Source organism: Cobetia sp. MB87 (genome assembly GCF_011319755.1).
In the GTDB taxonomy this organism is placed as follows: Bacteria; Pseudomonadota; Gammaproteobacteria; order Pseudomonadales; family Halomonadaceae; genus Cobetia.
In genome coordinates this window covers 251,785-273,635 of the sequence record NZ_VFBC01000007.1, presented here as the reverse complement: position 1 = coordinate 273,635, position 21,851 = coordinate 251,785, and the positions used below count along the sequence as shown (strand labels likewise).

Annotated in this window: 20 protein-coding genes; 10 read left to right on the top strand and 10 right to left on the bottom strand. The window is 63.0% G+C overall.

The annotated features are described in order from the left end of the window. Positions 1-23 precede the first annotated feature (23 nt). Together CDPAHKCJ_RS07255 and CDPAHKCJ_RS07250 are read right to left on the bottom strand one after the other, a co-directional pair. On the bottom strand, positions 24-680 hold the full coding sequence (locus CDPAHKCJ_RS07255) for an NAD-dependent epimerase/dehydratase family protein (RefSeq protein ID WP_166019242.1): 657 nt from the start codon (positions 678-680) through the stop codon (positions 24-26). 47 nt (positions 681-727) lie between these two features. After that, the gene (locus CDPAHKCJ_RS07250; RefSeq protein ID WP_043331977.1) at positions 728-2,455 is read right to left on the bottom strand and encodes a bifunctional protein-serine/threonine kinase/phosphatase; all 1,728 of its coding nucleotides are present in this window, start codon (positions 2,453-2,455) and stop codon (positions 728-730) included. A 266-nt stretch (positions 2,456-2,721) separates the two neighbouring features. On the opposite strand from CDPAHKCJ_RS07250, the gene ppa reads away from it, so the two are divergent. Continuing rightward, positions 2,722-3,252, top strand: coding sequence for an inorganic diphosphatase (gene ppa, locus CDPAHKCJ_RS07245; RefSeq protein ID WP_043331979.1), 531 nt, complete (start codon positions 2,722-2,724; stop codon positions 3,250-3,252). 132 nt (positions 3,253-3,384) lie between these two features. On the opposite strand, the gene CDPAHKCJ_RS07240 is transcribed toward ppa, so the two are convergent. Continuing rightward, positions 3,385-4,488 (bottom strand): DUF2333 family protein, encoded by a 1,104-nt coding sequence (locus CDPAHKCJ_RS07240; RefSeq protein WP_166019241.1) that lies wholly within the window; start codon positions 4,486-4,488, stop codon positions 3,385-3,387. A 439-nt stretch (positions 4,489-4,927) separates the two neighbouring features. On the opposite strand from CDPAHKCJ_RS07240, the gene dsbD reads away from it, so the two are divergent. The 8 genes from dsbD (at position 4,928) to purH (ending at position 13,877) form a co-directional block, all read left to right on the top strand. After that, positions 4,928-6,976, top strand: coding sequence for a protein-disulfide reductase DsbD (gene dsbD / locus CDPAHKCJ_RS07235; protein ID WP_346773906.1), 2,049 nt, complete (start codon positions 4,928-4,930; stop codon positions 6,974-6,976). Positions 6,977-7,232: 256 nt separating this feature from the next. Next, positions 7,233-7,673, top strand: a complete 441-nt coding sequence (gene aroQ / locus CDPAHKCJ_RS07230; protein ID WP_043331983.1) for a type II 3-dehydroquinate dehydratase — start codon at positions 7,233-7,235, stop codon at positions 7,671-7,673. Positions 7,674-7,847: 174 nt separating this feature from the next. Then, positions 7,848-8,321, top strand: a complete 474-nt coding sequence (gene accB, locus CDPAHKCJ_RS07225) for an acetyl-CoA carboxylase biotin carboxyl carrier protein (RefSeq protein ID WP_043331985.1) — start codon at positions 7,848-7,850, stop codon at positions 8,319-8,321. Between the two features lie 19 nt (positions 8,322-8,340). Then, positions 8,341-9,681 (top strand): acetyl-CoA carboxylase biotin carboxylase subunit, encoded by a 1,341-nt coding sequence (gene accC, locus CDPAHKCJ_RS07220; RefSeq protein ID WP_043331987.1) that lies wholly within the window; start codon positions 8,341-8,343, stop codon positions 9,679-9,681. A gap of 123 nt (positions 9,682-9,804) precedes the next feature. Continuing rightward, positions 9,805-10,719, top strand: a complete 915-nt coding sequence (gene prmA, locus CDPAHKCJ_RS07215) for a 50S ribosomal protein L11 methyltransferase (protein ID WP_166019240.1) — start codon at positions 9,805-9,807, stop codon at positions 10,717-10,719. Between the two features lie 190 nt (positions 10,720-10,909). Then, positions 10,910-11,944: a tRNA dihydrouridine synthase DusB gene (gene dusB / locus CDPAHKCJ_RS07210; protein WP_166019239.1), complete on the top strand. Its 1,035-nt coding sequence runs from the start codon at positions 10,910-10,912 to the stop codon at positions 11,942-11,944. Positions 11,945-11,991: 47 nt separating this feature from the next. Continuing rightward, positions 11,992-12,237, top strand: coding sequence for a DNA-binding transcriptional regulator Fis (gene fis, locus CDPAHKCJ_RS07205; protein ID WP_225348107.1), 246 nt, complete (start codon positions 11,992-11,994; stop codon positions 12,235-12,237). Positions 12,238-12,299: 62 nt separating this feature from the next. Then, positions 12,300-13,877 carry a bifunctional phosphoribosylaminoimidazolecarboxamide formyltransferase/IMP cyclohydrolase gene (gene purH / locus CDPAHKCJ_RS07200; RefSeq protein ID WP_077371859.1) on the top strand — a complete coding sequence of 526 codons (1,578 nt, stop codon included), beginning with the start codon at positions 12,300-12,302 and terminating at the stop codon, positions 13,875-13,877. A gap of 134 nt (positions 13,878-14,011) precedes the next feature. Here the strand turns inward: purH and CDPAHKCJ_RS07195 are convergent, their stop codons facing one another. Both CDPAHKCJ_RS07195 and CDPAHKCJ_RS07190 read right to left on the bottom strand, forming a co-directional pair. Further along, on the bottom strand, positions 14,012-15,019 hold the full coding sequence (locus CDPAHKCJ_RS07195) for an amidohydrolase family protein (RefSeq protein WP_240916694.1): 1,008 nt from the start codon (positions 15,017-15,019) through the stop codon (positions 14,012-14,014). Between the two features lie 200 nt (positions 15,020-15,219). After that, positions 15,220-15,459, bottom strand: a complete 240-nt coding sequence (locus tag CDPAHKCJ_RS07190; RefSeq protein ID WP_077371853.1) for a DUF2061 domain-containing protein — start codon at positions 15,457-15,459, stop codon at positions 15,220-15,222. A gap of 267 nt (positions 15,460-15,726) precedes the next feature. Between CDPAHKCJ_RS07190 and glsB the strand changes: the two genes are divergently transcribed. Continuing rightward, the gene (glsB, locus tag CDPAHKCJ_RS07185) at positions 15,727-16,668 is read left to right on the top strand and encodes a glutaminase B (protein WP_166019237.1); all 942 of its coding nucleotides are present in this window, start codon (positions 15,727-15,729) and stop codon (positions 16,666-16,668) included. 557 nt (positions 16,669-17,225) lie between these two features. On the opposite strand, the gene CDPAHKCJ_RS07180 is transcribed toward glsB, so the two are convergent. The 5 genes from CDPAHKCJ_RS07180 to CDPAHKCJ_RS07160 all read right to left on the bottom strand — a co-directional run bounded on the left by CDPAHKCJ_RS07180 (position 17,226) and on the right by CDPAHKCJ_RS07160 (position 21,679). Beyond that, complete coding sequence (locus CDPAHKCJ_RS07180; RefSeq protein ID WP_166019236.1) at positions 17,226-18,683, bottom strand: NAD-dependent succinate-semialdehyde dehydrogenase; 1,458 nt, start codon at positions 18,681-18,683, stop codon at positions 17,226-17,228. Between the two features lie 98 nt (positions 18,684-18,781). After that, positions 18,782-19,117: a hypothetical protein gene (locus CDPAHKCJ_RS07175; RefSeq protein ID WP_166019235.1), complete on the bottom strand. Its 336-nt coding sequence runs from the start codon at positions 19,115-19,117 to the stop codon at positions 18,782-18,784. A gap of 124 nt (positions 19,118-19,241) precedes the next feature. After that, positions 19,242-19,646: a dihydroneopterin triphosphate 2'-epimerase gene (gene folX, locus CDPAHKCJ_RS07170; protein ID WP_166019234.1), complete on the bottom strand. Its 405-nt coding sequence runs from the start codon at positions 19,644-19,646 to the stop codon at positions 19,242-19,244. A gap of 86 nt (positions 19,647-19,732) precedes the next feature. Next, positions 19,733-20,284, bottom strand: a complete 552-nt coding sequence (folE, locus tag CDPAHKCJ_RS07165) for a GTP cyclohydrolase I FolE (RefSeq protein WP_166019233.1) — start codon at positions 20,282-20,284, stop codon at positions 19,733-19,735. A 297-nt stretch (positions 20,285-20,581) separates the two neighbouring features. Continuing rightward, positions 20,582-21,679, bottom strand: a complete 1,098-nt coding sequence (locus CDPAHKCJ_RS07160) for a serine/threonine protein kinase (protein ID WP_166019232.1) — start codon at positions 21,677-21,679, stop codon at positions 20,582-20,584. Between the last annotated feature and the right edge of the window lie 172 nt (positions 21,680-21,851).

Here is a 21,851-nt window from a genome sequence, read left to right as displayed (position 1 = left end):
GGCTTTTTGATGGCTGTCAGTTGTCATGCAGATGTAGAGGGGAATACCTCCTCCAGCCGGTAAACCACATGCGCCTGCTGCTGATGCTGACTGACCTCGACCATACGCGCCGCCACCTGAGCGCCACGGATCGGTCGATAGCGCTGCAAGCCCGGCAAGCGGGTGAGCAACGGCAACAGATAGCGCGCCAGCGACTCGCCCAGGCGGGACTCGCGGCGCTTACCCAGCAGCAATGACGGCTGGAAGACACTGATACGCGCAAAGGGCAGCGCCTTGATGGCCACTTCCAGCTCGCCCTTCATCCTGAGATAGCCATTGCGGCTCGCATGATTGGCGCAGCTGGAGGAAACCAGCAGGTAGTGCGTCACTCCCTGGGCGGCCGCCAGCCGGGCGGCACTCAGTTGATGATCGATGTCGACACGCCGCTGGGCCTCGAGCGACCCCGCCTGCTTGAGTGTGGTGCCCAGGCACGAGAACAGCAGGTCCGCCTGGAAACAGTGGGCCCAGTCTTCCAATCGCGCGAAGTCGACCACATGGTTCTCGACCTTGCCGCAATCGCTCGGCGCCGGCCGGCGCGTCAGCGTGACGACTCGGGCGATGGCCTCACAGGCGCTGAGCTCAGCCACCACCTCGCGCCCCACCACGCCGGTCGCCCCGATCACGATCGCGGTCTGCCCCATACACCTCTTCCTCCCACCATGGCCTTGAGCCCCATCAGGCTCTGCGTTCACTTCAGCAGCCAGGACAGCACCAGCAGCAACAGCAGGATGCCGGCGACGCCCTGCCAGAAATTGGCCGGTTCACGGATCGCCTCCGAGGGCGTCAGCGCCTTGCCGGGGTCCTGCTGCGGCAGGCGCAGCGCGTAAAGCAGCTCAGACAGGCGGCGATAGCGCAGGGTGCGTTGCGGGTCCAGGGCGCGCCTGAGAGCATCGTCCAGGATCTGTGGCACCTGGGGATTGCGCATCCGGGCTGGCTGATATTCCAGCAGTTCGAGATCGGTATGGGTGCGCAGCTGCTCCATCGACTGGGCGTAGGGCTGCATGCCGGTCAGCAGCCAGTAGATCACCGAGGCCAGGCCGTATTGATCGCTGCGTCGACTGACATCGGCACCAAGGGCATATTCCGGCGCGCTGTGTTCGGTCAGGCCCACCTGACGCGCCAGCGGACCGGCGCTCTCATGGCCATCTCCCTCACGCAGATGGCAGGCGCCGAAATCGACCAGCACCACCTTGCCATGCCGGTCGATCATCACGTTGTCGGGGTGAATCAGCTGGTGCAGCACCTCACGACGATTGAGAGCATGCACGGCCTTGCCAAGCTGGCGCGCGATGTCGAGACGCTGCTCGAGATTGGCCTGCGGGTGCATGCGCGCCCATTCGGTCAGTGTCTGCGCCTCCAGATGTTCGAGCAGGTAGTAGAGGTGATCACGCGGGCGTGACGGCTCCACCACCTTGACCACGAAGGGCGAGCTGACACGGTCCACCACCCACTGCTGGAGCAGGAAATGCTCCAGATAGGCATTCTTGAGCGACAGCTCCGGGCTGGGCGCCTTCATCACCATCACGCGGCGGCTCTTGAGGTCACGCACCTTGTAGACGCGCACCCGCGCGCTGCGCGACATGACCTCCATCACTTCCAGGCCATCGATGCGGTCGCCCGGCTCCAGCTCACGCGGTACCGGCAGGTCGCCATAGACGCGCCCCGGCGTATCGTCGGAGGCAGTCGCCAGACGATCGATGCGCACCAGCTGGAAGCAGAACTGGTCGGCCGTGTAGCCGCGCTCATCGGCGCGGTCCGCCGCGGCATGCGCCAGGCGCTCACTGGCGGCATCGAGATCCGAGACGTCATCGCGAATCAGTGACACGAAATCGGAAGGCAGCAAGGTGCCGCGCACCGCCTGGGTCGTGAACAGGAAGATATCGCCCTGCTTGAGCGGCAGCTCGATGTAGTCGATGTCGAGGCTGACATCCATGCCCAGTGCCCGCGACGGATAACGATAGCCGCCGAGATCGGTGACATGATCGCGCGAGATCTGCTCGAACTCGCCGCCACGCAGACGGAAGACCACCGTGTCGCCGGCATGGAACAGATGCGCCGACTGGCCCCGGAAGACAACCGCGGAAATCGAGGTCACGTAACTGCCACCCCGCACGAAGCGGCTCTGGCTGTAGCACCAGCTGTTCAGCGCCCGCAGCACGCGGGTCGCGGAATACTTGACGCTCCAGTTATCGGGCGTGGCGAAGTAGTCGGCCAGAAAGCCACGCACGGCAAGATCGCCGGCCTGCTTGGCGATCGCGTTCTTGCTGGTGGTGTCGGCGATCAGCGCACAGCCGCCCTTGGCCGCCAGCGGACCGCGCTCCAGCGGTATCTCCAGCGACATCGAGCTGCGATGACGCTTGCGGTCGGGAGCCACGAAGGCCTGACCGTAACTGAGTGAAAGCTCTGCATCCGCCAAGGCGGTCTCCTTGCGTCTCGATCCTGCCGTTACGTCTCATGCATGCGGTGGTGACGCAGCCCCAGCCCGACGCTGAAACGCGCAATCGCCGTTGCGCCGCGCTGGGCGGCCCCAAGTGTTACCCGAGTCAGCCTGCAGTGCCACCACTCGTTGGTGCAACGCAAGGCGATCGAGCGTGGCATAATGGCAAAACGGTCTGCCAGTTCGTATAATTCAGCGGAATTTTGACCCGCAGGCCTTCAACCCGCAAACCCAAGGACTCGACAATGAGTTTCGACAAGATCCCCGCTGGCAAGGAATTGCCGAACGACGTCTACGTAGCGATCGAGATTCCGGCCAATCACGCGCCGATCAAGTACGAGATCGACAAGGACATCGATGCGCTCATGGTGGATCGTTTCATGGCCACCCCGATGTTCTACCCGGCCAACTACGGCTACATCCCGAACACCCTGGCCGACGATGGCGATGCCCTCGACGCGCTGGTCGTGACCCCGTATCCGGTCGCACCGGGCAGCGTCATCCGTGCGCGCCCGGTCGGTGTGCTCAACATGAGCGACGAAGCCGGTGAAGACGCCAAGCTGGTCTGCGTCCCGCATCAGAAGCTGACCTCCCTGTACGACGACGTCCAGGAAGTCACTGATCTGCCGGAACTGCTGCGTCAGCAGATCGCGCACTTCTTCGAGAACTACAAGGATCTCGAGAAAGGCAAGTGGGTCAAGATCGATTCCTGGGACGGTGCTGATGCAGCCCGTGCCGCGATCGAGAAGGCAGCCGCTGCCTACCAGAAGGACTGAGTTCTTCTGAAGTGATGCGCGATTCCTGCATCACGATGCAAAAAGCCCCCGTCAATGACGGGGGCTTTTTCGTTTCCGGCTCACGCCCGACACCGATGAGGAGACCCCTCAGGCGGTATCGGACGTCACGGATCAGCCCTTCTCGAGCAGGCTGCGCAGGTCACTGATCGCGGAGTTGGCACGCGCGATGTAGTTGGCCATCACCAGCGAATGGTTGGCGAAGAAGCCGAAGCCGGAGCCATTGAGAATCACCGGACTGCCGATATCGGTCTGGGTGGATTCCAGCTCACGGATGATCTGATCGATGGAGGTCAGCGCGTTCTTGTCTTCCAGCACCCCCTGGAAGTCATGGCGAACCGCCTTGAGCAGATGGATCAACGCCCAGGAAGTACCGCGCGCCTGATAGAAGACATCATCGATCTCGAGCCACGGTGTCTTGATCTCTTCTTCCGTCTGGGTGCTCTTGGCCGAGGTGGCACTCTTGTCGCCAGCCAGGCTCAGGTTGAGCTGCGACTTGCCGACACTGGCCGACAGGCGCTGGGACAGGGAGCCGAGACGATTCTCGACATCGGACAGCCAGGCTACCAGATTGTCGGCGCGCGCATAGAACTGGCCATTGTTCTGGGTGTCATCGCTCAGACGCTTGAGGTAGTCGCCCAGCTCACGGTTGGCGTCGGCATATTCGTGCTCGGCTTCCGGCAGCATCCAGGCATTGGCATCGATGAACAGCAGCGATTCGGCCTTGCCCAGTGCCTTGTCATCGCTGGACTGGGACTGCGAACGGCTGAATTCCTTGCGCAGCTCACGCGTCATGTCACGCACCTGCACCAGCACGCCATATTCCCAGTTGGGCATGTTGTCGAGCATCAGCCCCGGCGGCGCCACATCATTCTTGAGATAACCGCCCGGCTTGTGCAGCAGGGTATCGTTGAGTGTCATCAGGGTGGCGACGGTCGCGGTGCCTGTCGGCAAGGTCTCGAAAGCCGGTGCCGGCTCTTCGCCCTCGACCTTGGCCACCGGCGCGGCCAGACCGTGCACGCGAGCCAGCTCGGTGCGCGTGGCCTGATCGATGTTGAACTCGTCCGGCTCACTGCTCCAGTAGATCCCAAGGCCAACGCAGACCAGCAGGTAAATGACGAACAGCCCGATCAGTGGTTTCCAGATCCAGCCATACTGAGGCGTTTCCAGCACATCGCGATTGGCGCCGCGCTTGCTGCCTTTACCGAATAGGGCCATGCGTTCTTCCTTGTATGAAGCCTTGTAGAAAAAGCCGTGTGAGAGACGAGTCAGACCTGCCTGAACGCAGGTGAGCCGCGCCGATGCATCCAGCGCCGGTACTCATGACGTACGTCCTATCCTATCATGCGCCCCTGCACGTGCCAGTCGCACTCGGTGAAGTGCCGGTTCTGCCGCAAGGCGATGTACTCCGGATCGCGGACCGGGTCACGGGCCAGGCTGTCGCCCGCACTGACGGCCCAACACGCTTTCACACGTCCTCTCACGAGCGGGGATGTCAGCTACATGGTGGCACATTCATCCGCGTGCAAGTCGTGCGCGGCGATGATGGGCTTGCCCTCGATCCAGCGCTCGCCCCCGAGCAGGAGGATGGCGGCGCGACACTGCGGTGCCTTGAGGCCTGCAGGATGTTCTTTCGGCACTGTATAAGGATGCTTTCGTGCTTCGTTCGTTCTTGAAAGTCAGCATGGCGCTGCCAACGGGCCGCGCACGCCCCTCCGCGTTCTCACGCCTGCTGGGCCCTGCGTTGCCGGCAACCCTGCTCGCGGTCGCTCTGGTTGTCGCCCAGGCGATGACGGCGCTGCCCGCCAATGCCGGCCTGTTCAGCTCAGGCTCAGGCTCAAGTTCAAACGCCGGCAGCGGCTCAAGCAGTGCGGCGTCCAGCCTGTTCGGCGGCGGCAATCAGGGCGATTTCCTGCCGGTCAGTGAAGCCTTCACGCCGCGCAGCTGGCGCGAGGGCGACACCCTGTATGTCGGCTTCACCAGCGCCGAAGGCTATTACCTCTATCGTCATCAGTTCAGCTTCGCGACCACCAGCGACCAGGTCGTGCTGGGCGACGCCGACCTGCCGCCGGGAGAGCTGAAGAACGACCCCTACATGGGCGAGGTACATGTCTTCCATGATGCGCTGGTCATTCGCATCCCGCTGACCAGCGCCTCCTCTGGCAAGGCAGTGCGTGACGACACACCGGCCAGCGGCCCGATCCCGCTCTCCATCACCTTCCAGGGCTGCGCCGATGCCGGGCTCTGCTATCCGCCGGAGACCGTCACTCTGCAGGCCGGTGAGCAGAGTGCCCCTGCCCCCTTCGCGCAGCTGATGCCGACCACCAGCCCGTCGAGCGATACGACGGCGTCGACGGTCAGCCGCACCACTAAAGCCCCGATCAGCGGCACCGATGCCGGCTTCAGCGCACTGTTCGCGGACGCCAGCCTGCTGACGGCTCTGGGGCTGTTCTTCCTCGCCGGGCTCGGCCTGACCTTCACGCCCTGCGTGCTGCCGATGATTCCGATCCTGAGCTCGATCATCGTCGGCCAGCGCCCCAGCCGCCCGCGCGCCTTGCTGCTGTCCACGAGCTACGCCCTGGGCATGGCTCTGACCTACGCCGCAGCCGGCACCTTGATGGGCCTGTTCGGCGCGGGACTCAACCTGCAGGCGCATCTGCAGGCGCCGGCGGTACTGATTCCCTTCGCGGCCTTGTTCGTGCTGTTCGCGCTGGCCATGTTCGGCGCCTTCAATCTACGTCTGCCCAGCGGCATGCATTCACGTCTCGACACGCTGCAAGGGCGCCTGATGAACGCCGGTCCCGGCGGCCTGGCGCTGGCAGGCGCGTTATCGGTACTCGTGGTATCGCCCTGCGTCTCGGCACCTCTGGCCGGTGCGCTGGTCTATCTTTCCGCCAGTGGCGATGCCATGACCGGCGGTCTGGCACTCTTCGCGCTGGGGCTGGGCATGGGCGTGCCATTGATTCTGGTCGGCACCTTCGGCGCCAGCCTGCTGCCCAGGGCCGGCGGCTGGATGGAGGGTATCAAGCAGGCCTTCGGTATCCTGCTGCTGGGGGTGGCGTTGTGGCTGGTGGAGCGCTTGCTGCCGGCCTCGCTGACAGTGCTGGGCTGGGCCATTCTGGCCATCGGCACCGGCGTGGCGCTGGGGGCGCTCAGCGCACAGACCCGAGGCTGGGCGCGTGCCAGTCAGGCACTGGGACTGGTCGCGCTGGGCTGGGGCATGATCAGCCTGCTGGGCGTGGCAGGCGGCGCAAGCGACCCGCTGCGTCCGCTGGCCCCCTTCACTGGCGGCACATCATCCGGGCAGGCTACTGAGACGTCACTGGACTTCACCACCGTCAGCGACATGAGCGAGCTCAAGCGAGAACTGGCACTGGCCGCCAGCCGCGGCCAGCCGGTCTTCGTCGACTACTACGCCGACTGGTGCATCTCGTGCAAGGTGATGGAGCGCGAGGTCTTTCCCAGGGTCGCCAGCCAGTTGCGCCAGTTCCACCTGATTCGCGCCGACGTCACCAGTACCGGGGCCGCGACCCAGGCGCTGCTCAAGCAATTCGGCCTGTTCGGCCCCCCAAGTCTGCTGTTCTTCGCCGATGAACGCGAGCTTGAGGAGGCGCGCATCCAGGGGGAAGTCGACGCCAGCCAGCTCGGCCAGCACCTGACAGCGGTGCTGGATCAGCAGCGCGCCACGTCACAACGTGCGAACTGAGCGGCGTGTCTGCCCCATGCCCGGCGTGGGGCCGTTGCTGACGAGACGCACGCAAGGACGAAGAATGCAGCAAAATCTTCGGTTCAGTGCCAAACTGGACAGCGTTCGAGAATTTCGGCAGAATCCGCGTCACTACGGCAAGAGCCTACGCTCAATAGGTAAACGTCGTGGATAGTGACGGTATCTTTGCATTTTCTTCATGGGTTAACAGCTCAATGAGCCTGGTGCTCGAGCACGGCTGACACAAGGGACATTCATGGCGCGCATCCTGGTACTCAACGGCCCCAATCTCAATCTGCTGGGGACCCGTGAACCCGAGGTGTATGGCACCACCACGCTGGAGGATATCCACCAGCGTCTGGTCCAGCGCGCCAGCGCGGCCGGCCATCAGCTGGACTGGCTGCAGTCCAATGCCGAGCATGTGCTGATCGAACGCATCCACCTTGCCCGTGAAGATGGCACCGCCATCATCCTGATCAATCCGGCGGCCTTTACCCATACCAGCGTTGCGCTGCGCGATGCGCTACTCGGCGTCGCACTCCCGTTCATCGAGTTGCACCTGTCCAACACCCATGCCCGCGAGCCGTTCCGCCACCATTCGTATCTTTCCGATGTGGCACGCGGCGTGATCATGGGCTTTGGCGCTCGAAGTTATGACATGGCGCTTGACGCCGCCCTGGACGATCTCGCGCAGTAAGGGCACGTCCAGAGCGGTGTTCACGCACCGCCATCAGGCCTCATCACTGCCTGATACCAGGATTCACCGACCAACGCCATGGTCGGGACAGCCGTCAGGGCTGTCGCCCGCAGCCGCTACTATCACGGCTGCACACCCCCCATTTCCAGCCACATTTACATCGGGATTAATTTCATGGATATCCGCAAGGTCAAGAAGCTGATCGAGCTGCTCGAAGAGTCCAACATCAGCGAAATCGAGATCCAGGAAGGCGAAGAGTCCGTTCGCATCAGCCGCCATCCGCAGGGCTTCGCCCAGCAGCCGATGATGCAGGCCCCGATGATGATGCAGCAGCAGCCGATGCAGCAGGCCGCTCCGGCAGCCGCTGGCGCCGCTGAAGCACCGGCCGCTCCGGCAGCACCGGCTGCTCCGCAGGGTCACACCATCAATTCCCCGATGGTCGGCTCCTTCTATCGTTCTCCGGCGCCGGGCTCCAAGGCCTTCATCGAAGTCGGCCAGAGCGTCAAGAAAGGTGATACCGTCTGCATCGTCGAAGCCATGAAGATGATGAACCAGATCGAAGCCGACAAGGATGGCGTCGTCGAAGCCATTCTGATCGAAGACGGCGAGCCGGTTGAATTCGACCAGCCCATGATCGTCATTTCCTGATCCCAACGGACACGTCACCATGCTCGACAAGGTACTGATTGCCAACCGCGGCGAGATCGCCCTTCGCATCCTTCGCGCCTGCAAGGAACTGGGCATCAAGACGGTAGCGGTGCACTCCAAGGCCGACCGCGACCTGATGCACGTCCGCCTGGCGGATGAAGCTGTGTGCATCGGCCCGGCCTCCTCTGCCAAATCCTACCTCCACATCCCGGCGCTGATCGCAGCCGCCGAGGTGACGGACGCCGACGCCATCCACCCGGGCTACGGCTTCCTGTCGGAAAATGCCAACTTCGCCGAACAGGTCGAACGTTCCGGCTTCGCCTTCATCGGCCCGCGCGCTGACACCATCCGCATGATGGGTGACAAGGTCGCGGCCATCGAGGCGATGAAGCTGGCCGGCGTTCCGACCGTGCCGGGTTCCGACGGCCCGGTGCCGGAAGACGAAGACGAGATGTACGCCATCGCCGAGCGCATCGGTTATCCAGTGATCATCAAGGCCGCCGCTGGCGGTGGTGGTCGCGGCATGCGCGTGGTGCACTCCAAGGCCAGCCTGCTGTCCTCTGTGAGCATCACCCAGGGTGAAGCGGCCGCGGCCTTCGGCGACGGCACGGTGTACATGGAGAAATTCCTCCAGAACCCGCGTCACGTCGAAGTCCAGGTACTGGCCGATGGCCAGGGCAACGCCATCCATCTGTATGACCGCGACTGCTCCCTGCAGCGTCGTCACCAGAAGGTACTGGAAGAAGCACCGGCACCGCAGCTGGACGAAGAAGCGCGTGCCAAGGTACTCAAGTCGTGCACCGATGCCTGCATCGAGATCGGCTACCGTGGCGCCGGCACCTTCGAGTTCCTGTACGAGAACGGCGGCTTCTACTTCATCGAGATGAACACTCGTGTTCAGGTCGAGCACCCGGTGACCGAGATGGTCACTGGCATCGATATCGTCAAGGAACAGCTGCGCATCGCCTCCGGCCTGCCGCTGTCCGTGAAGCAGGAAGATATCGAGCTGCGCGGTCACGCTTTCGAGTGCCGCATCAATGCCGAGGATTCTCGTACCTTCATGCCGTCTCCGGGCAAGGTCGAGCTCTATCACGCGCCGGGCGGTCTGGGCGTGCGCATGGACTCACACCTGTACTCCGGCTACACCGTTCCGCCGCACTACGACTCCCTGATCGGCAAGCTGATCACCTGGGGCGAGAGCCGCGAGATCGCACTGACGCGCATGCGCAATGCCCTCGACGAGCTGCTGGTGGAAGGCATCAAGACCAACACTGACCTGCAGAAGGATCTGGTGCGTGATGCCGGCTTCCAGGAAGGTGGCGTCAACATCCACTATCTGGAGAAGAAGCTGGGCCTGTAGGACGCCCTGCTTGAGTTCGGTAACGCCGTTGCCGATGGACGCACGACAGAAGGGTGGCCTCGGCTGCCCTTCTGTCGTCTGTGCCCTCCTCCCCTCTCTTATCGCCCATCGACAGGAGTCACCATGTCCTGGCTGCAACTCAAGGCGCGTATCGCCCCCGACCACGCCGAGATTCTCGAGCATCTGCTGATGGAAGAAGGCGCCTGCGCCATCACGCTGCAGGATGCTGAAGACCAACCGCTGTTCGAACCGGACCTCGGCAGCACGCCGCTGTGGAGCGAGACTGTCCTCACTGGCCTGTGGGATGGCACCGAAGGCATCGACGCCATGCGCGAGCGGGTCAAGGCCGGCTGGGCGGCGCTGATTCCCGATGAGCCCTGCCCGGAGATCGAGGTCGAGATCCTCGAGGATCGTGACTGGGCCCGTGAATGGATGGATGGCTTCGAGCCGCTCAAGATGGGCCAGCGCCTGTGGATCGTGCCCAGCTGGCACGATGCGCCGGAGCAGGACGCCGTCAACCTGATGCTCGACCCGGGCCTGGCCTTCGGCACCGGCACCCATCCGACCACCGCCCTGTGCCTGGAATGGCTCGATGGGCTGGCCGTCGATGGCAAGCTCGCCCGGCACAGCGTGCTCGATTTCGGTTGCGGCTCCGGGATTCTCGCCATCGCCGCCCTCAAGCTTGGCGCGGTGGATGCGCTGGGCACCGATATCGACCCGCAGGCCCTGCAGGCCTCGCGTGAGAACGCCCAGCGCAATGAGGTCAGTGACCAGCTGACCCTGTGCTACCCGGACCGCCTGCCGGACGCGGGCTATCAGATCGTGGTCGCCAACATCCTGGCCGGCCCGCTGGTCGAACTGGCTCCGCAGATCGCGGGCAGCGTCGCCCCGGGTGGCCTGCTGGCGCTCTCCGGCATTCTCGCGCCCCAGGCGGGAGAAGTGCTCGACGCCTATCGTGAAGCTGGCCTGATCATGGAAGAACCCACCGAACGCGATGGCTGGGTGCGCCTCAATGGTCAGCGTCCACTGATGGGCTGAACCTCGCCACAAGACACGTCATGAGCCACGCCATGAGCGCCGCAGCCGCGCAGGGGGAACGCATCCAGGACGCATTGTGGATGAAATAGCCCTTCAAACCCTGCGGCGCTCTAGGTATCATGACGCCCCCGCGAATCCCTGACACGACAGCGGCTCGCGCGCCTGACACCACTCGCATGACACGAGACCCATGACCGATACCCCGCTTCCCGCCGACCTGCCTCGCATCGGCGTACATCAGCTTCCCAATCGCGTGATTCTGGCCCCGATGGCCGGTGTCACCGATCGCCCGTTCCGACAGCAATGTCGTGAGCTGGGCGCCGGACTGGTGGTATCGGAGATGGTGACCAGTGACAAGCGGCTGTGGAATACCGTCAAGTCCCGCACGCGCATGAACCATGCCGGCGAACCCGGCCCGCGTGCCGTGCAGATCGCCGGCGGTGATGCCGCCATGCTGGCCGAGGCCGCGGCGCTCAACGCCGAGATGGGTGCCGAGATCATCGACATCAACATGGGCTGCCCGGCCAAGAAGGTCTGCAACAAGGCCGCCGGCTCTGCCCTGATGCGCGACGAGAAGCTCGTCGGCGAGATTCTCGATGCCGTGGTGGGCGCCGTGGACGTGCCGGTCACGCTCAAGATGCGCACCGGCTGGTGCGAAGAGACGCGCAACGCCATCGCCATCGCGCGCATGGCCGAGAGTGCCGGCATCCAGGCGCTGTCCGTGCATGGTCGTACTCGTCAGCAGAAATATACCGGTGAGGCCGAATACGACACCATCGCCGCCGTGAAGGCCGCGGTGTCGATTCCGGTCTTTGCCAATGGTGATATCGACAGCGGCGAGAAGGCGCGACATGTGCTTGACTATACGGGCGCCGACGCCGTGATGATCGGCCGTGCGGCCCAGGGCAATCCCTGGATCTTCCGCGAGATCAATCACTACCTGGCCACCGGCCAGGTAGCCTGTGGCCCGAGCGATGCGGAGCGCGCCCTCGTGATGCGCACCCACCTCGAGGCCCTGTATGAATTCTACGGTGACTACATGGGAACGCGCATCGCGCGCAAACATGTGGGCTGGTATCTGGCGACACGCGAGGATGGCAGTGAGCTCAAGCGCCACTTCAATCCCCTCGAGGAGCCGGAACAACAGCGCCAGTTCCTGACCCGCCTGTTCGGCGAGCCGGAAGGCATCGCCCGCACCGAGACGCAAGGAAGTCACGCAGCATGACCAGCAGGCACCCTCTTTCACCCGACGACGCAAGCCAGGCCACCCTGATGACGCCCGTGCGGCACCATCAGACCCTGCGCGAGGCCGTCGAGCATTCCATGGCGCGCTACTTCGCCCATCTGGATGGCGAGCAGGTCACCGACCTGCATGCCATGGTGATGGCCGAGGTCGAGGCGCCGCTGCTGGAGGCGGTGATGGCCCACGCGCAGGGCAACCAGACCCGCGCCGCCGACATGCTGGGCCTCAACCGAGGCACACTGCGCAAGAAGCTCAAGCAGTTTGATCTGATCTGACCCCGCCGGGGCACCTTGACAGGTGCCCCGGCGTCTTTTTGTTGATCCACGAGTGGAGCATCATGCAAGCCAAGCCCCAAGCCATCCGTCGCGCCCTCCTGAGTGTTTCCGACAAGACCGGAATCGTCGAATTCGCTCGTGCCCTGGACGCCCGCGGCGTCGCCCTGCTGTCCACTGGCGGTACCTTCCGCCTGCTCAAGGACAACGGCCTTGCCGTCACGGAAGTGTCCGAGCACACCGGTTTCCCGGAAATGATGGATGGCCGGGTCAAGACCCTGCACCCGAAGATCCACGGTGGCATTCTCGGCCGTCGCGGCCAGGATGATGCGGTGATGGCCGAGCACGGTATCGATCCCATCGACATGGTCATCGTCAATCTGTACCCGTTCGCCGCCACCGTGGCCAACCCGGATTGCTCGCTGGAAGACGCCATCGAGAACATCGATATCGGCGGCCCGACCATGGTGCGTTCCTGCGCCAAGAACCACGCCCACACCACCATCGTCGTCAACGCGGCCGACTACGACCGCGTGATCGCCGAGATGGATGCCAATGACAACGCCGTCAGCGACGAGGCGCGTTTCGACCTGGCCGTGGCCGCCTTCGAGCACACCGCCGCCTATGATGGCGCCATCGCCAACTGGCTGGGCCAGCGTGTCGAGGGTGGCAGCGAAGGCCTGCCGCGCCAGTACAACGTCAGCCTGAGCAAGAAGCAGGACATGCGTTACGGCGAGAACCCGCATCAGCAAGCGGCCTTCTACGTCGAGGACGGTGCCACCGAGGCCAGCGTCGCCACGGCCGTGCAGGTCCAGGGCAAGGCGCTGTCCTACAACAACGTCGCCGACACCGATGCCGCCTTCGAGTGCGTCAAGGCCTTCGACGAGACCGCCTGTGTCATCGTCAAGCACGCCAACCCGTGTGGCGTCGCCATCGGCGAGTCTGCCCTGGCCGCCTACGAGCGTGCCTATCAGACCGACCCGACCAGCGCCTTCGGCGGCATCATCGCCTTCAACGTGCCGCTGGACGCCGAGACCGCGCAGGCCATCGTCTCACGTCAGTTCGTCGAGGTGATCATCGCCCCGGGAATCAGCGACGAAGCCGCTGCCATCGTCGCCACCAAGGCCAACGTGCGTCTGCTCGACGTCGCGGATGCCTGGGCGGCCGAACGTACCGGCGGTCACGACTTCAAGCGCGTCACCGGCGGCCTGCTGGTGCAGGACCGTGACCAGGGCATGGTCGGCCGTGATGAGCTCAAGGTCGTCACCGAGCGTGCGCCGAGCGAGCAGGAACTCAACGACCTGACCTTCGCCTGGAAAGTGGCCAAGTTCGTCAAGTCCAACGCCATCGTCTACATCAAGGATGGCCAGACCATCGGTGTGGGCGCCGGCCAGATGAGCCGTGTGTACTCCGCCAAGATCGCCGGCATCAAGGCCGCCGATGAAGGGCTCAAGGTGCCGGGCTCCGTGATGGCCTCCGATGCCTTCTTCCCGTTCCGCGATGGCATCGACGCCGCGGCAGCGGCCGGCATCACCGCCGTCATCCAGCCGGGTGGCTCCATGCGCGATCAGGAAGTCATCGATGCGGCCAACGAAGCTGGCATCGCCATGGTCTTCACCGGCATGCGTCACTTCCGTCACTGATCGGATGTCAGTGCTTCGGTGACATGCAGGAGCGCAGTGATCTGCACGAGCTTATAGTCTAGCGCTCACGCAAAAGCCCCCGCCAGCGATACGCTGACGGGGGCTTTTTCATGCGCATGAGACAATAACAGCGGTCATTCGACCGGCAGGTTGACCCAGCGCAGGAAGTTGTCGCGCGCGACATTGCGCGCCGCCTGTGGCGACAGCGCATCGAGGAAGGGCGTGTAACTTGCCAGGATATCGCCCACCGAGCCGAAGCGCCCGACCACATCACTGCCGAGCACGAAGCGCTGCGGGAAGCGCTCGACCAGCTTGACCCAGCGCGAGCGCGGCTGACCTGATTCATCCAGCAGGTACGGCTCCAGCACCGACCAGGACAGGTCGATATTCAGGTTGGGATAGGTTTCGAGCATGCGCTCGATCTCGCCATGTAGCCAGGTCATGCGCCCCAGACGGCGATTGAGCTCGGCACTGGTCCCGGCGTGTGCCCAGATGAACGTCGTCTTGGGGTTGTCGCGCACCGCACTCTCGAATTCCTCGAGATACAGGCCCTCATGCCCTTCCCGCTTGCTGGTGATATTGGAATGGATCATCACCGGCAGGCCCTTCTCCGCCGCCAGCGCATAGACCTTCATCAAGGCAGGATGATTGGCACGCGGCGTCTCGCCCTCGGTCAGACGCGTCAGGTCATCATGGCGCGTGAAGACTTCACCGATGCCCTTCCAGAAGCCGGGATAGATCGCCATCAACTGGCGGATCTCGTCGGCGGCGTTCAGATCGGTGGGGTTGAAGCCGGTGATGAACGGCGAGAAACGCGCCTGTACCGGCCCCGGTGCGCGGGTCAGCGCCTCGGCCAGGATGTAATCGGTACCAGAATACCAGTAGACCGGCGCATCATCGCCCATGTAGTAACGTGGCTTCTTGGGCGCGTCCTGCTGCCATTTCTTGGCGACGCCGATCCCCGTGACCAGGGCGTGATCGACCTGCGCCTTGTCCATGGCATCCAGCAAGGCCCCCAGACCATCGCCCTGCTGGAAGAAGTCCACGAAGTGCAGATGGGCGTCGCTGTAATGATAATCGCGTGTCTCGTCGGCGGCCACGGATTCGAGGCCAGCCAGACTGCCGGCAAGCCCCAGCAGCAACGCCAGCGCCCCCTGGACGAGAGGACGTTGGCGGGAGCAGGCAGGATGAGAGGGCTCGGCAGGACAAGAGGGCTGGGCAGGACAGGAGCCCCTGGCAGGAAGAAAGGAACGGGCGGTGCATTGGGCAAGCGTCAGCATGGGTGGCTCCGAGGAAAGATCGCTCGATTCTGCGGTGCCCACCCTTGCCGACGCAAGTGTCCTCAGCTCGCCAATACCGCACCATTCATGCCGGAGGGGCGGCTGGCCTGTTGTTCAGCTGCCTGCTGACGACGGGCAGTCACACGATTCCAGACCTTCTCGTGGAAGAAGAAGGCGACGGTGTTGACCGCAGGCTCGACGATGGCGACCAGACCGCCGACCACGATGTCACCGGTCAGCAGGTAGGTGACACCGAAGGCGATGGAGAAGTGCATGCTGGCAAAGGTCAATGTCTTGATCATGTTGGCTGCCCTCCGGGCGGTCTGTGCTCAGCGAGACGCTGAACCCCAGCGCGTCGCGTGTCTCTTGGTGGGCAACCTGTTGTTGCCTCGATGTAATGAATGATAGTGAGTCTCATCTGCAACTTGAAATCACTTTGCCCTACCCCGCTGATAAGGGCTGGCTATCAAGCGCTCGGATCACCACGCGCCACAGCCCACAGGATTGGGTAGAATGCGCAGCCGTACCATGCGATTGCATTCCATCCACTCTGTCTCCTCAAGGTCGCCATGACGCCGCCACTCGACTCTGATGCCCTCCAGACGCTGCTTGAACGCCTGTCCAATGATGCCAGCCGCTGCTTCAACGAGGGCAAGGTCGCGGATTACATCCCGGCCCTGGCGCAGGTGGCCCCGGATCAGTTCGGGATTGCCGTCTGCCATGTGGATGGCCGCGTCCAGTACGCCGGGGATGCACACACGCGCTTCTCGATCCAGTCGATCTCCAAGGTGCATGCACTGGTACTGGCGATGCAGCGTCTGGAAAGCGACGAGATCTGGTCACGCGTGGGACGTGAACCCTCTGGCCAGGCGTTCAATTCGATCATGCAGCTGGAGGTCGAGAACGGCATTCCACGCAATCCCTTCATCAATGCCGGTGCCTTGCTGATCACCGATCTGCTGGTGTCGCGCATCGTCTCGATCCAGAACACCCTGCGCGAGCAGCTCAGGCGTCTGTCCGGCAGCGACGATATCGGCTTCGATGAGAAGGTCGCGCGCTCGGAAATGGATCACAAGGCACGCAATGCCTCGCTCGCCTATCTGATGCAGGCCTATGGCAATGTGCATTCCGATGTGGATGACCTGCTGGATACCTACTTCCACAGCTGCTCGGTGTCGATGAACTGCGTGGAACTGGCACGCAGCTTTGCCTTTCTGGCCAATCGCGGCGTCAATCCGCTGGATGGCAAGGAAGTGGTCTCGCCACTGGAGACACGCCAGCTCAATGCGTTGTTGCTGACCTGCGGCCTTTACGACGCGGCAGGTGACTTCGCCTGGCGGGTGGGTCTGCCGGGCAAGAGTGGGGTCGGCGGTGGCATCATCGCCATCCTGCCGGGACAGATGAGCATCTGCGTCTGGTCGCCACGTCTGGACGGCTACGGCAACTCGATTGCCGGACGGCATGCGCTGGAAGGCCTGGTGGCGGGCATGGGGCTTTCGCCACTGGGGTGAGATATGCGAGCCGAGAAGTGAGGGCTGAGATGGGCGGATCGAGATATGAGAGTTGAGGCATGAGAGCCGAAGGCGGCAATAAAAAAGGGCAAGTCGCGTCCGCCACGCCACTCGCCCTGTCTTCAATCCTTGAAGACTATCACCACAGGTCCCGCTCTTTGACTGTAGCGTAAATAAGCATATCCACAAGTAAGAGAATGCCGACAAAGCACACCTGTCTTTGTCCCTGATCTGCGCTAAAAGACCGCGATGTACCGCTTTGGTCTGACATGCGCAGCGCCGTTGATACTCGAGACACTCCCTCTCTACGACCAATGACTCATGCACCTCTTGACGCGAGATTGGCCGCCTGTCGCGCATGCCGATCTCTCATCAACAGCGAAAGGTCGCTCTCATCAGCAAAGAAAATTCATAGGTCGGTTGCAGACAGACTCGGTGCAAGCAGATTGGTTAAATGCGTGACATGAAAAAGCCCGCCCGGTTTCCCGGGCGGGCTTTTTCATGTCATATGATGTCGCGTCCGATCATTGCCTTAGTGCGGACCCATTGACGATGGATCAGCCAAGTGAAAGGCACAGATACTTGGTTTCCATGTACTCCTCGAGCCCATACTTGGAGCCTTCACGGCCCAGCCCCGATGCCTTGGTGCCGCCGAAGGGTGCCGCGGCGTTGGAAATCAGGCCGGTGTTGATGCCAACCATGCCGTAGTCCAGACCTTCCGAGACACGCCAGACGCGCTTGAGATCGCTGCTGTAGAAATAACTGGCCAGTCCGAATTCGGTGTCGTTGGCCATCTCGATCGCCTCTTCTTCGCTCTCGAAGGGGAAGATCGCCGCCAGCGGACCGAAGGTTTCCTCACGGGCGACCTTCATCTCCGGCGTCACCTGCGAGATCAGGGTCGGCGTGAAGAAGCTGCCCCCCAGCGGATGCGGATGACCGCCCAGCAGCAGCTCGGCGCCCTTGTCGAGGGCATCCTGCACGTGCTCGGTGACCTTCTCGACGGCATCGCCATCGATCAACGGGCCGACCTTGACGCCCTCTTCCAGACCATTGCCCACGGTCAGCTCGGCGTTCATCGCGGCAGCCAGCTTCTCGCTGAAGGCATTGACCACGCTGGACTGCACCAGGAAGCGATTGGTGCAGACGCAGGTCTGGCCGGCATTGCGGAACTTGGCTGCCATCGCGCCTTCCACCGCCGCATCGAGATCAGCATCTTCGAACACCAGGAAGGGCGCGTTGCCGCCAAGCTCCAGTGAGATCTTCTGAATATGCTGCGCGGCATTTGCCATCAGGCCACGTCCGACTTCCGTGGAACCGGTAAAGGTCACCTTGCGCACGATGCTGGAATCGGTCATCGCCCTGGCGATGTCCTTGGCCGAGCCCGGCACGACATTGAAGACGCCGCGCGGCACGCCAGCGCGTTCCGCCAGCACCGCCAGCGCCAGCGCCGAGAACGGGGTCTGGCTGGCCGGCTTGACCACGATCGGGCAACCCGCGGCCAGCGCGGCGCCCGCCTTGCGGGTGATCATCGAGGCCGGGAAGTTCCACGGCGTGATCGCCCCCACCACCCCGACCGGCTGCTTGAGCACCAGGATACGCTGGTCACGCTTGGCGGCCGGAATGGTGTCGCCATACACGCGCTGACCTTCTTCGGCGAACCAGCGCAGGAAGCTGGCCGCGTACTGGATTTCACCGGCGGCTTCGGCGAGGGGCTTGCCCTGCTCCAGCGTCATGATCTGCGCCAGATCATCCTTGTGCTCCAGCATCAAGGCGTACCACTTCATCAGGATGTCAGCGCGTTCCAGCGCCGGCGTCTCCTTCCAGTCAGCAAAGGAGCGCTGCGCTGCCTCGATGGCGCGTTCGGTCTCGGCGTAACCCAGCCGAGGCACGCGGCCGATGATCTCGCCGGTGGCAGGATTGTCGACCTCGATCTGCTCGCCGGAATCCGCGGCTACCCAGCCACCGTCGATATAGGCAAATGGACGAAACAGACTGGTATCGTTGAGATGTTCCATGAAGACTCCCGAGGCGTGCTTGTGGGTCAAGGTAGTGATTCCCGGCTAACCGAGACTACTCAAGACTAACCTGATATAGCCTAGATGCGGGCGTGGCGCTAGATCCACAACCCTGCCAGCACTAGTACCACGATGGCCAGCCCGACGAGCCACCAGCGCTTGCGTATCGCTGGCCTGACGGCGTCGGCCGTGGTTCCGGGGGCCTCGCTCTCGGGCGGCATCGAGACGACTCGTCGCGCCTTCTGCTGCTTGATTCGCGCATTGAAGACCTGTACTGCACGCCCGTCGCGAAGTTCGAAGTCCACCGCCACTCCCGGCCCCGGCAAGCCACGCCCGCGCCAGCCGACCAGATCGAAGGCGTGCTCACTGCCCTTCTCGTCCCGAATGGTGCCCTGCTGTTCTGCATCATCGAAATGGATGATTTCCCCGATCACATCATGTCTCCCGACTCTTCAGACTTCTGCGCCTGACTTTCTCGATATGTGAGCTTCTCGACATCTGACTTTCTCGACATATGAGCTTCTCGACATCTGAGCTTCTCAACGCCTGCCCGGCCGACTAGTCATGCGCTTCGCGACTGTCCGACAGGGTGACGGACACCGAGTCAGAGAAGCGCAAGGCATGTGGTTTGTCGATCTCGACCTGCGCCGTCAGCACCTGTTCGTGCGCCATCACGATATCCAGCACCTCACGGGTCATGCGTTCGAGCAGCGCGAAACGCCCTTCCTCGACATGCGCGATCAACTGCTTGGTGATGGTGCGGTAATTGAGCGCTTCACTGATGTGATTGAACTGCACGGCGCGTGCCGCGCGATAGCGGATCACCACGTTGATCACGACATCCTGGCGGTTCTGGATCTCGTCTTCATTGATTCCGATATAGGTTCTCAGGCGCAGATTCTTGATGCGAATGGTGGCGAGATCGTGATCGAGATGTTCATCGTGCAAGGCATGCATCGGCATCGGCAAGGACTCCTGATCAAGGGAAACGCGCGAGATGACTCCCAGACAAGAACGCCGCCTCGAAAGGCGGCGTCTTTACTCAGCTGTCAGCTGATCAACGTCAGGAATTCCTGACGGGTCGGCTGATTGTCGCGGAAGGCGCCCAGCATCACGGACGTCTTCATGCTGGAATTCTGCTTTTCCACCCCACGCATCATCATGCACATGTGACGCGCTTCGACCACGACGGCCACACCACGTGCACCGGTGACCTGCTGAACGGCCTCGGCGATCTGCTTGGTGAGGTTTTCCTGGATCTGCATGCGACGCGAATACATGTCGACGATACGCGCGAACTTGGACAGACCGAGCACCTTGCCAGACGGCAGATAGGCGATGTGGCACTTGCCGATGAACGGCAGCAGGTGATGCTCGCACATCGAGTAAAGCTCGATGTCCTTGACCAGTACCATCTCGTCCGTATCGGAGGTGAAGACAGCGCCGTTGACGATCTCCTCCAACGACTGATGATAGCCATGAGTCAGGTACTGCATGGCCTTGGCCGCGCGCTTGGGCGTATCCAGCAGGCCCTCACGCTCTGGATCCTCACCCAATGCGGTGATGATCTGGCGGTAGTGGTTGGCAATCTCTTCGGTCATCCGTCTGCCTATGGTATCGGTCAGGGGCGCGCACTAGCGCACGCATAGCAGGGGTAAAGCACAAAAGTCATACACAAGCGATCAGATGGCAAGAAATCGTATAACTTCGTGTTCAATGTCAGGCCCAGATTCTACCTCAGGCATGCCGTCAACGCAGGTCTGTTCACGCGATTGTCGTATCCATGCAACACATGCGCCCCCATCGGTAACCGATGGGGGCGCATGAAGGGGCGACGTCAATCACTTGGCCAAAGGGGGCTCAGGCCTCACTGCAGCTTTCAGGCCATGTCACGACCGCTAGGCCAGCCAACGCGGCGCAGACAGCGCGACGCGTTGCTGTTCCAGGCTGCGAATGTGGTCATCCCAGTAGCCCAGACTCGCCACGTGCGAGAAGGCCTGCGGGAAGGCGGGGTCCGACCAGCGCCGCACCACCCAGGCGCTGTGACGCACCATGCGCAGTGTGCGCAGGGTCTCGATCCACTTGAGCTCGCTGCGATTGAACTCACAATGCTGCTCGTAGCCCTCCAGCACCTCGGACAGCTGCATGTGCAGCTCCGGGTCGCTCTGACCGGTCAACAGCATCCACAGGTCCTGCACCGCCGGGGCGCTCAGGCAGTCATCGAAGTCGACCAGCGCGAAGCTGTCATCGCGCCCCAGCATGTTGCCGATGTGGCAGTCACCGTGGGTGCGGATCAAGGCGCTTTCCGGCCAGCTCTGCTCCGCGACCAACGGGCGCAGTGCCTCGATGACGCGCTGGTAGCTGTCGCGCTGGCGCTCACTCAACCAGTCGGAGGCCAGCACGCTGGCGCAGCTCTCTTCCAGAATCCGCAGCGGCGAGAGCGTCTCCCGCTCACGAAACGCGCTCTTGCGCCCCACCGCGTGCACGCGGCCGATCAGCTCGCCCAGCTGATAGAGGTGCTCGGCAGATTCAAGCTCCGGCGCGCGCCCCACCACATGCGGGAAGAGAGCAAAGTCGAAGCCTTCGAATCGATGCAGCGTCTCGCCGGCCTCGTTCGCCCACGCGGGGGCGCCCGGGACACCGGCCTCATCCAGTTCGGCCAGGAAGGCGTGCTCCTCGAGAATCTGGGCACGGCTCCAGCGCTCGGGGCGATAGAACTTGGCCACCCAGCGGCGTCGGTCATCATCGGCGAGATGGTAGACACGATTCTCGTAACTGTTCAGCGCGAACGGCTCGCCGGGCAACCAGAAGCCCAGCGACTCGACAGCGGCCACGACACGGTCCGGCGCGAGAGCATCGAAGGGATGAAAACGCGTGTCTCCCTGGCCCTCTGGCGCGGATGTCGTCGACCAGGTGTTGCCATTGGAGCGCGCATCCAACTCGCGCGAGGTGCCGGAAGATTGCGTGTCTTCGGGGGAAACAGGATCAATAGGCATGGCAATTCCTCGGGCATGGACCAGCAAACGGCTGCCGGACCTTGCATGCTATGAGATTAGACCCTCTGCACGCCAGTCTTCTCCCTGATTGACCCCGCCTGCCCGCTGAGTTCAACGCCCGCTGGGAGGTTGAGCCCTGGCGGCACATGTCGTGCGGCTCACCTTCGTATCG